This window comes from Amycolatopsis sacchari (assembly GCF_900114035.1).
Lineage (GTDB): Bacteria > Actinomycetota > Actinomycetes > Mycobacteriales > Pseudonocardiaceae > Amycolatopsis_E > Amycolatopsis_E sacchari.
This window is the reverse complement of record NZ_FORP01000053.1, coordinates 1-9706: the sequence shown is the minus strand read 5'-3', so window position 1 is coordinate 9706 and position 9706 is coordinate 1. Positions and strand designations below refer to the sequence as shown.

Sequence of the window (9706 nt, the reverse complement as noted above, 5' to 3'; positions counted from 1 at the left end):
CTACAAAACCAAAAAACCCCACCACCACACCACCACATACCCCCAGCCACCACGCATCCGACTCCTCACCCAAACCGCCTAACTTAGCGGTATTGCCCGCCGGCGAGGCATTCTTTTTCTTTGGACTGGCTTCCTTGCTGGTCAAGTCGGGCACGGGGTCTCCCGGCGCTGGCGCGCCTGCTGAGCGGCCCCACCCCCGCCCCGATCTTTGAGTGTTCACGGCCGATCCGTCGCGTCAAGAGCGCCTTCGGCGTCCCTTCGGGATGGCTGCGCCACTCTTGACCCGGCGGATCGGCCGTAAGTGCGGCTGGGGATCGGGGCGGGGGTGGGTGTGGGCGGTGTGGCCGCTCGCTTCGCATCGACGGGTGCGGTGTGTGGGTGGTGGGGCCGCTCGCGTCGCGTTGCTGGGTTACCTAGGGCTGCCAGGTGTGTTCTGTCACCTCAACCTCGTCCCTGGTCAGCACTGCCACCGCCGCCCGATATCCATCGCCGGGGGTGAGGTCTGCCAGCCGGGTGTTGGCCGGGTCCAGTGCGGGGTCCGTGCAGGCGGCCAGGCGCGGACCGTCCAGGGTGATGCTTTGCAGCGGGATCTTCAGGCCCCTTCCGGTGGCCTTCATGAGCGCCTCCTTCCGAGTCCAGTACTGGAAGAACTCGCTCGCCTTCGCCTCCTCCGGCAGGCCGTTCAGCGCCTGCTGCTCGGTCTCGTTGAGGGCGTACGAAATCAGCGACTCGTCGGCCCGGCGGTTTTCCGTCTCGACGTCCAGGCCCACCGGGGACGTCGTCACCGCGAGGCCGATCCGGTCGCCCGAGTGGGAGATCGAGAATTCCACCCCCGTGAGCTTCGGCTTGCCGTGGGGCTTCCCGCAGTCATCACAAGTCGCGTCGAAGGCGACTGACTCCGGTGGCCTGCCGAGGCGCTCACCCAGCACCGTCTTCGCCAGCACCCGGCCCGTCAGGAACCGGCGGCGGTCGATCTCCTGCCGGTACGCCTGGTGCCTGCCGTGCTCCGCCTCGTCCAGCAACGCCAGGTACCGGGGCTCGTTCGGCAGGGGCCGCGCCCACCAGACCGCACATCCGATCACCACGCCAACTTACCGGGTTCCCCACCCCCCGCCGGTGCGCTAGCCTGGCTGGTAAGCAAGCGCTTAGTAATTTGTGGAGAGGCACCGGAGCATGGACTTCACCCTGAGCACGGAAGAGCGCGAGGTGCGTGACTGGGTGCGCACCTTCGTGCAGCGAGAGCTGATGCCGATGGAGCAGGAGGTGCTCCGCCGCGAACGCCGGGGCGAGCCGGGCATCACCGCCGACGAACTCACCGAACTCCAGCTCAAGGCGAAGGAGTCCGGCTTCTGGGGCATCCAGACGCCGGAGGAGTACGGCGGCATGGGCCTGTCCGCGGTGATGACGGCGCTGCTGGAGGCCGAGCTGGGCCGCACGTTCGTGCCGTTCCGCTTCGGGGGCGCGGCGGACAACATCCTGTTCTACGCCAACGACGAGCAGAAGGAACGCTACCTGCTCCCGACGATCGCGGGCGAGCGCAAGTCCTGCTTCGCGATCACCGAGCCGGGCGCCGGGTCCGACGCCAAGGCGATCCGCACCTCGGCCCGCAAGGACGGCGCGGACTGGATCATCAACGGCGAGAAGACGTTCATCACCGGCGGCAACGAGGCCGACTTCGTGATGGTCTTCGCCGTCACCGACCCCGAGAAGGGCGCCAACGGCGGGGTGACGTGCTTCCTCGTCGACCGCGAGATGGGCTGGAAGTCCGAGTACATCGACACGATGGGCGAGTGGGGCCCCGCGTCGCTGATCTTCCAGGACGTGCGGGTGCCCGAATCGCAGATCCTCGGCGAGGTCGGCAAGGGCTTCGAGCTGGCGATGCAGTGGATCGGGCGCGGGCGCTACATCCTGCCCGCCCACGCGATCGGGTCGTGCGAGCGGCTGCTGCAGATGGCCATCGACCACGCCAACACGCGCCAGACGTTCGGGGCGCCCATCGCGGAGCGGCAGGCGATCCAGTGGATGATCGCCGACTCCGGGGTCGAGCTGGAGGCGCTGCGCTGGCTCGTGCTGCACGCGGCGTGGCAGGTCGACCAGGGGCTCGACTCACGGCACGCCCAGTCGATCGCGAAGCTCTACGGCGGGCAGAAGGCGAACGAGATCGTCGACCGGGTGCTGCAGATCCACGGCGGCATGGGGTACACGCGCGAGCTGCCGATCGAGCGCTGGTACCGCGAGCTGCGGCTGCTGCGCATCTACGAGGGCACCGACGAGATCCAGCGCCGCACGATCGCCCGCAACCTGCTCAAGGGGCACGTGAAGGTGAGCGGCATCCTCGGCTGAGGCTCGCGCCGGGTGCCCCGGGCGCGGCCCGGCGACCCCCGGCTGAGGCCGCGTGCGAGCGGCGGAGGGGTGCTTCCCCAGTGGAAGCACCCCTCCTCGCGAACAGTGGTCCTACTTGCCCTGTGCCTTGATGGCCAGCGGTGCCCCGGCCAGGTCCTCCTCGTTGCACAGCAGCTTGACGTCGTAGTAGGGAGCGCCTTCCCGATCGTCGTAGTCGAGGTGGATGGCCAGCACGTCGAGCGGCTCGCCGAGCCACTCCTGTGCGCTGCGCAGCCAGGCCGCGCACCGCTCCAGGGCCGACGGCAGGTCGTCGTCACGGAACTCCACGGGACGATAAGGCACGTCCTGAACCTGATCGCGAGGGTCTGATGGAACCGGCAGCCCCGGAGCGAGGCCGGACTCGTCCAGTTCCAGATGGATCGTTTGCTCACTCACAGTTCGAGGGTCCCTCAGATACGCCGTCGCGGCAAGGCAATGCCCCGGAATCCCCAGCTGGAGGGTTGTTCACCACAGATCGGCGACCACTTTCCGGGCCGTTTCGACCCCGGCGGGGCAGTCGTCATCGGCGCTGCCGAGCATCCGCAGCGCCAGGCAGGCGTAATGGCTCGCAAGGCGATCCAAATCGAGCGGGCCGCGGGGCGAGTACCAGCGGGCCACGCCGCTGCACATCTCCAGCAATGCGAGCCTCGTCACGGCGGGTTCGGCCACCGCGAACGCCCGGTGCCGGAGCCCCTCGCCGATCACGTCCGTCCACAGTTGTTCGTACTCGTCGCGCAGCGCGACCACCCGGCGCCGCGCCGCAGCCGACAGCGCGGGCACCTCGTTGTCCACCACCCGCGTCTCCGCGGGCTGACGGGCGTGGGCGAGCACGTGCAGCGCGACCAGCGACGCGAGCCGCTCCCGCGGGTCGGCCACGCCCTCGACGGCCCGGCGTGCGCCGAGCAGCAGCCGGTCGAGGCACTCACGCATGATCGTGACGAGCAGGTCCTCCTTCGTGCCCATGTAGTGGTACAGGCTCGCCGAGGAGATGCCGGCCGCCTGCGCGAGGTCCCGGATGCCGGTGCCGTGGAAACCCTTTTCCGCGAACAACCGCACCGCGGCGCGGCGCACGCGTTGTTCCGTGTTCAGCGCCACTCCTGCCTCACCCGGTCGTAGGCGGGCAGCGTCGACTCGCGCAGCTCGCCCTTCGCGACGCGCTCCGAGGGGGTGCGGGGCAGCGATTCCGCGATGGTCCAGTAGCGCGGCACCTTGAAGTACGCCAGCTTGGCCGAGCAGAACTCCGCCAGCTCGTCCGGCCCCACCTCCTCGCGGAGCACCACGAACGCCTTGACCTCCTCGCCCCGCAGCTCGTCGGGCACGGCCACCACCGCGGCCACCTCGACGGCCGGGTGCAGCAGCAGCGCGCGCTCGACCTCGTCGGCCGAGATGTTCTCGCCGCTGCGGCGGATCATGTCCTTCGTGCGGCCCACGTAGAAGATCCGGCCCTGGGCGTCCATTGTGGCCAGATCACCGGTGTGGAACCAGCCGCCGCGGAACGCGCGGGCCGTCGCCTCGGGATCGTCGTGGTACCCGTGCATCAGGCCGACGCCGCGCAGCACCAGCTCGCCCGTCTCGCCGCGGGGCACGGGCCGGCCGTCCTCGTCGACGATCATCGCCTCGCGCTCGCGGATGGGGCGGCCGATGCAGCCCGTGCCGACCAGCTCGTCGTGGTCGGTGTCGGAAACCCTGATGTCGCCGCCGGTCTCGGTCATCCCGAACGCCTCGAACCACGGCACGCCCCAGCGCTCCTCCAGCTGGGCGTGCAGGTCACGCGGGATCGCGGAGGCGCTGATCGCACGCACGCGGTGCTCCCGGTCGGCCGGTGACTCCGGCTGCCGCAGCAGCAGGGTCGGCATCAGGCCCAGGCAGTAGAACCACGTGATCCCGTGCTCGCGGATCTTGTCCCAGAACGTCGAGGGGTGGAACCGGTCGAGCACCACGAGTGCCGCACCCGAGGCGAGGCCCAGCGCGACGTTCCACTGTGGATCGATGTAGTGGAACGGTTGTGCCGTCAGGATCCGGTCCTCGTCCGACACCGCGGGGAAGTCGGTCACCAGGCCGCGGACGAGCGTGAGCCAGTAGCGGTGCGGCAGCACGCACCCCTTCGGCGCACCGGTCGTGCCCGAGGTGTACTGGATGTTCACCGGCTGCTCGCCGACCGCCTCGAACCGCGCGAGCCCGCCCGACTCGGCGCGCAGCTCGTCCACCGTGAGCACGCGCTCGACCTTCGTCTCCGGGGCGATCCGGGTCAGCAGCTCGACGAACTCCGGTGCGGCCACGGCGAACCGTGCCCCGGAGTGACGGAGCACGTGCGCCCCGTCGAACTCGCGGTAGTTGGTGTTCACCGGCACCAGCACCGCGCCCACCTTGGCGAGCGCGAGCCACAGCAGGGGGAACTCGGGCTGGTTGCGCAGCATCACCGCGACGCGCTCGCCGGGCCGCAGGCCCAGCTCGAGCAGCGCCAGCGCGAACCGCGTGCTGCGCCGGTCGACCTCGCCGAACGTGAGGCGCTCACCGGTCTCGTCGAAGATCCACGCGTCCTTGTCCGGCCACCGCTCGGCGGCGCGGCGGACCAGCGTGACCAGGTCGTCGACCTGCTCCAGCGCGGTCATGCGCGGCTCCGGAACGCCTCGGCCGAACGCGCCACCTCCGGCGTGTGCTCGGTGATCAGCGCGTGGCTGACCTCCAGCTCCAGCGCCGCCTCCAGGTCGGTGCCCGCGTCCAGCGCCCGCTTCGCCAGCGCGACCGCGCCCGCGGGATGCCCGGCGATGCGCTCCGCCCACTCCGTCGCGGTGGTGTGCACGTCGGGGACCACGGCGTTCACGAGCCCGAGCCGCAGCGCCTCCGCGGCGGGCACGCGTTCGCCGAGCAGTAGGAGTTCCTTCGCCTTGAGCGGGCCGACGAGCTGCGGCAGCAGCCGCGAGGCGGCACCCGTGACGCTGAGCCCGAGCCCGGCCTCGGGGAACGCGAACACCGCGTCCTCGGCCGCGAGGATCAGGTCGCAGCCCAGCGCGAACTCCGCGCCCGCGCCGATGGCGTAGCCGTGCACGGCGGCGATGACCGGCTGGCGGAGCGCGCGCAGGCGCCGCGTGACGTCCTGCAGGCGTTCGAGCCGTGCCCGCGAGTCACCCTCGGCCGGCGGCTCCTTCAGGTCGTGGCCGGCGCAGAAGGCCCGGCCGCGGCCGGACAGCACGACGGCCCGCGCGTCGGAGCGCCCCACGGTGTCGAGCGCTTCGAGCAGGTCGTCGACCAGTGCGGGGGCCACGGCGTTCAGCCGCTCCGGCCGGTTCAGGCGGATCTGTGCGACCTCGCCCAGCGAGACTTCCACGCAGCTCATGCCGCCGAGCCTAGCTAACCGATCGATCGATCGATAGGGCCAGCCCCTCGCCCGGCCGCCACCCCTCATCGAGACGCTTCGCGTCGCAGTACTGTCCGAGCTGTGAAGGTCGACACGATCTACGAGAACGCGCGCGTGTTCACCGGGAGGGGCTGGGCGTCCGCGGTGGCCGTGCTGCACGGGCGGGTCGTCGCGCTCGGGGAGGACGCCGAGGCGCTGTCCACGCCTCGGCGGGTGGACCTCGGCGGGGCGGTCGTCGTGCCGGGGTTCCACGACGCGCACAACCACATGGCCTGGTTCGGGATGAGCCTCGACGAGGTGGCGCTGGGCGAGTGCAAGCACGTGGACGAGGTGTACGCGGCGATCGCCGAGCGGGCCGCGCGGACGCCGCCGGGGAGCTGGATCGTCGCCAACGGTTACGACCAGAACCGGCTGGTCGGCGGGCACCCCACGCGGCACGGGCTCGACCGGGCGGCGCCGGACCACCTCGTGCGGGTCAAGCACACGTCCGGGCACATGGTCGTGGTCAGCTCGAACGTCCTGGCGCAGCTGGACGTGGCGCACGTGCCCGTCGGCGGGGACGTGGTGCTGGACGACGAGGGTTCGCCGACCGGGCTGCTCCGCGAGCAGGCCCAGCTGCTGCTGCGGCCGCTGACCTACCCGACGCCGACGGACACCCTGGTGCGCGCCATCGACCGCGCCGGCGAGCGGTACCTGGCCGAGGGCATCACGAGCGTGCAGGAGGCCGGGGTCGGCGGCGGGCTGGTCGGGGAGAGCCCGGCGGAGGTGCTGGCGTACCAGCAGGCGCGCGAACGCGGGGTGCTGCGTGTGCGGACGACGCTCATGGTGTCGTCGGCCGTGCTGCACGACCTACCCGACGCTGCCGGGTTCGGGCTCGATCTCGGCTTGCGCACCGGGCTGGGCGACGAGTGGCTGCGGATCGGGCCGATGAAGCTGTTCGCGGACGGTTCGCTCATCGGCCGGACCGCCGCGATGCACGACGACTTCGCGAACGACCCGGGCAACCGCGGGTACTTCCAGCAGCCGGAGGAGGAGCTCGCCGCGACGATCCTGAAGGCACACGCGGCGGGGTGGCAGATCGCGACGCACGCCATCGGTGACCGGGCGGTCTCGACGATCGTCGACGCGTACGAAGCGGCGCTGACGGCCCATCCGCGGGACGACCACCGGCACCGCATCGAGCACTGCGGCGTGGTGCCGCCCGCGCAGGTGGCGCGCATCGCGGCGCTGGGGCTGGTGCCGGTGCCGCAGGGGCGGTTCGTCAACGAGATCGGTGACGGGATGGCGGCCGCGCTCGGCCCGGAGCGGGAGGCGTGGTGCTACCGGCTGCGCTCGTTCCTGGACGCGGGGTGTGTCCTTCCGGGCAGTTCGGACCGGCCGGTGGTGAACGGCGCGCCCCTGCTGGGGCTGGCGGACATGGTGCGTCGGCGTACGTCGGGCGGAGCCCTCTTCGGGGCCGCCGAGCGCATCACGCCGGAAGAAGCGTTGCGCGCTTACACGTACGGATCGGCGTACGCGGCGTTTCGGGAGCGTGAAGTGGGCACCCTGGAGATCGGGAAACTCGCCGACTTCGCGGTGCTGTCCGCCGACATCACCGACGAGGCGGGGCTCGACGACGCGAGCGTGCTGGCGACCGTCGTCGGCGGAAAACTGGTTTACGAGAGGGGAACGCACGATGCCCGTCCGTGACGCCGAGGTCACCGACGTCGAGGAGATCTGCGCGCTCATCGAGGAGCACGCCCGGTACGAGGGCAACGACAGCGTGTCGCTCGACCGCACCGAGATGACCAAGCACCTGTTCGGCCCCGACCCGAAGGCGTGGGTGCTGATCGCCGAGCCGCCGGGACGGCCGGAGGTCGCGGGAATGGCGTTCTGCTCGTGGAACTTCTCCACGTGGGAGGGCAGGCCGGGGATCTGGCTCGACGACCTGTTCATCCGGCCGGAACACCGGCGCAGTGGTCTGGGCCGCGAGCTGCTCGACGCGCTGCGGGAGCGCACGGACGGCCGGGTCGAATGGGACATGCAGGAGGGCAACGACAAGGCCGCGGCGTTCTACGCCCAGCTCGGCGCGGAGCCGGTGGCGGGGTGGATCAGGTACCGGTGGCGGCCCGGAGCCGGGCGCACGTCGTAAAGTTGAGGGTATGCCTGACAGCCCCAGCCGTTCTTCGTCGTCCTCGATCGAGGACTACATCAGGGTGATCTACGGCCTGGTGGAGCGCGGCGAAGCGGTCACGAACACCACGCTCGCGGGGCGGTTGTCGGTGAGTCCTTCGTCGGCGTCGGGCATGGTCACGAAACTTTCGCAGCAGGGGCTCGTCGAGCACGTGCCGTACCGCGGTATCGAGCTGACCCCGGCGGGCCGCCTGCTGGCGCGGGGTGTGCTGCGGCGGCACCGGTTGATCGAGACGTACCTGGTGCAGGAGCTGGGCTACACGTGGGACGAGGTGCACGCCGAGGCGGACGCGCTCGAGCACGCGGTGTCGGACCGGCTGGTCGAGCGCATCTCGGCGAAGCTCGGGCACCCGGTGCGCGACCCGCACGGCGATCCGATCCCGGCGGCGGACGGCAGCGTCGAGGAGCTGCCGACGCGGTTGCTGGACGAGCTGGAGCCGGGTGCGGTCGGGCAGATCGTGCGGGTGTGGGACACGGACCCGAACATGCTGCGTTATCTGGCCGATCACGAGATCGGTATCGGTGAGCGGATCGAGGTGGTCGAGCGGCAGCCGTTCGGCGGTTCGCTCGTGGTGAAGGTCGGGGACACCACGCACGCGCTGGGCAAGGAGATCGCGCAGGCGCTGAGCGTCGCCGTACTCTGACGCGCGTACGCCGGTTTGCCGCCCGTGGGCGGACGTTTCGCGCGTGTTACGGGCGCACCCTTGGGGCATGACTGATCGCCCGTTCCGTTTCGGCGTCGTGGGTTCCGGCGCCGACCTGCGCACCTGGACGGACCTCGCGCGCCACGCCGAGGACCTCGGTTTCGACACCCTCCTCTCGCCCGATCCGCAGGGCGAGCTGGATCCGTTCACGATCCTGTCGTCGGCGGCGGCTGTCACCGAACGGCTGCACGTCGGGACTTTCGTGGCAGTGGACAAGTTCCGCGATCGCCGGTTGCTGGACTGGCAGGCGCGATCGCTGCACCAGTTCACCGGCGGCCGGTTCGAACTCGGCCTCGGCAGTGGACGCCCCCAGGCGGCGGCCCGCATCGAGGCCTTCGGCGGGTCGTTGGACGGCCGGTTCACGCACCTGGCGGAGACGGTGGATTTCCTGCTGGCACAAGAGGATCGGCCGCCACTCTTGCTCGCCGCCGGTGGCCCGAAGACGCGTGCGCTCGCCGCCGAGAAGGCCGATATCGCGACGATGGCCTGGTCGCCTCGGACCACCGAGGCCGAGGCAGTGTCCTATGTGGACTCTTTCCGGGGTAAGCCGGTGGAACTGGCGGCGAACCTGCTGGCGGTGGGTGATGAACCTGCGCCGTGGTTGGAGCGGTTCATCGGGGTGGGGGTTCCGGAGCTCGTGGCCGGCGGCGCGGTGACCGTGCTGCCGGGGACGCCGGAGGAGGGGGCGGAGAGGCTGCTGAGGTGGCGGGAGGAGCTGGGGATCTCTTATGTCACGGTGAATTCCGGGTTCATGGGGGCGTTTGCCGAGGTGATCGAGGTGCTGCGGCGATAGCCGCAGACCCACACGAGAGTTGGGTGATCATCCCGTCGCCTGATACCGGTGGATCACTTTGAGGGGCAGCCGCAACCTTTCTGCTCGCTTGCGCTTGCCTTGCCAGGCTTGCGGCTGGTCCTCAAAGTGATATGCACAAACCGCAGGCGACGGGATGATCACTCAACTCGACCACCTCGAGAAGGTGAGATCCCTTTGGGGTCCATCATCCTGGAGCCTGCCCGCCGGCCAATACCGCTAAGTTAGGCGGTTTGGGTGAGGAGTCGGATGCGTGGTGGCTGGGGGTATGTGGTGGTG

At 70.4% G+C, this 9706-nt stretch carries 10 protein-coding genes; 5 read left to right on the top strand and 5 right to left on the bottom strand.

Translation table 11 applies throughout. The features are described 5' to 3' along the window. Positions 1 to 413: 413 nt before the first annotated feature. Positions 414 to 1082 carry a 4'-phosphopantetheinyl transferase family protein gene (locus BMZ92_RS36410; protein ID WP_091517243.1) on the bottom strand — a complete coding sequence of 223 codons (669 nt, stop codon included), beginning with the start codon at positions 1080 to 1082 and terminating at the stop codon, positions 414 to 416. Between the two features lie 91 nt (positions 1083 to 1173). Here BMZ92_RS36410 and BMZ92_RS36405 point away from each other — a divergent pair, with 91 nt between their 5' ends. Continuing rightward, positions 1174 to 2343, top strand: coding sequence for an acyl-CoA dehydrogenase family protein (locus BMZ92_RS36405; protein WP_091517242.1), 1170 nt, complete (start codon positions 1174 to 1176; stop codon positions 2341 to 2343). Positions 2344 to 2454: 111 nt separating this feature from the next. On the opposite strand, the gene BMZ92_RS36400 is transcribed toward BMZ92_RS36405, so the two are convergent. The 4 genes from BMZ92_RS36400 to BMZ92_RS36385 all read right to left on the bottom strand — a co-directional run bounded on the left by BMZ92_RS36400 (position 2455) and on the right by BMZ92_RS36385 (position 5719). After that, a complete protein-coding gene (locus BMZ92_RS36400) occupies positions 2455 to 2778 on the bottom strand; it encodes a hypothetical protein (protein WP_091517241.1) in 324 nt (107 codons plus the stop codon). Between the two features lie 69 nt (positions 2779 to 2847). After that, positions 2848 to 3477, bottom strand: coding sequence for a TetR/AcrR family transcriptional regulator (locus BMZ92_RS36395; RefSeq protein WP_091517240.1), 630 nt, complete (start codon positions 3475 to 3477; stop codon positions 2848 to 2850). Then, positions 3468 to 4994, bottom strand: a complete 1527-nt coding sequence (locus BMZ92_RS36390) for an ATP-dependent acyl-CoA ligase (RefSeq protein WP_091517239.1) — start codon at positions 4992 to 4994, stop codon at positions 3468 to 3470. The genes BMZ92_RS36395 and BMZ92_RS36390 overlap by 10 nt, the downstream gene beginning before the upstream one ends. Then, the gene (locus tag BMZ92_RS36385; RefSeq protein ID WP_091517238.1) at positions 4991 to 5719 is read right to left on the bottom strand and encodes an enoyl-CoA hydratase/isomerase family protein; all 729 of its coding nucleotides are present in this window, start codon (positions 5717 to 5719) and stop codon (positions 4991 to 4993) included. The genes BMZ92_RS36390 and BMZ92_RS36385 overlap by 4 nt, the downstream gene beginning before the upstream one ends. 102 nt (positions 5720 to 5821) lie before the next feature. On the opposite strand from BMZ92_RS36385, the gene BMZ92_RS36380 reads away from it, so the two are divergent. From BMZ92_RS36380 to BMZ92_RS36365, 4 genes are all read left to right on the top strand, one after another. After that, a complete protein-coding gene (locus BMZ92_RS36380; protein WP_091517237.1) occupies positions 5822 to 7429 on the top strand; it encodes an amidohydrolase in 1608 nt (535 codons plus the stop codon). Next, positions 7416 to 7871 carry a GNAT family N-acetyltransferase gene (locus BMZ92_RS36375; RefSeq protein WP_091517236.1) on the top strand — a complete coding sequence of 152 codons (456 nt, stop codon included), beginning with the start codon at positions 7416 to 7418 and terminating at the stop codon, positions 7869 to 7871. The genes BMZ92_RS36380 and BMZ92_RS36375 overlap by 14 nt, the downstream gene beginning before the upstream one ends. Before the next feature lie 10 nt (positions 7872 to 7881). After that, a complete protein-coding gene (locus tag BMZ92_RS36370; RefSeq protein WP_091517235.1) occupies positions 7882 to 8556 on the top strand; it encodes a metal-dependent transcriptional regulator in 675 nt (224 codons plus the stop codon). A gap of 67 nt (positions 8557 to 8623) precedes the next feature. Next, the gene (locus BMZ92_RS36365) at positions 8624 to 9409 is read left to right on the top strand and encodes an LLM class flavin-dependent oxidoreductase (RefSeq protein ID WP_091517234.1); all 786 of its coding nucleotides are present in this window, start codon (positions 8624 to 8626) and stop codon (positions 9407 to 9409) included. Positions 9410 to 9706 lie beyond the last annotated feature (297 nt).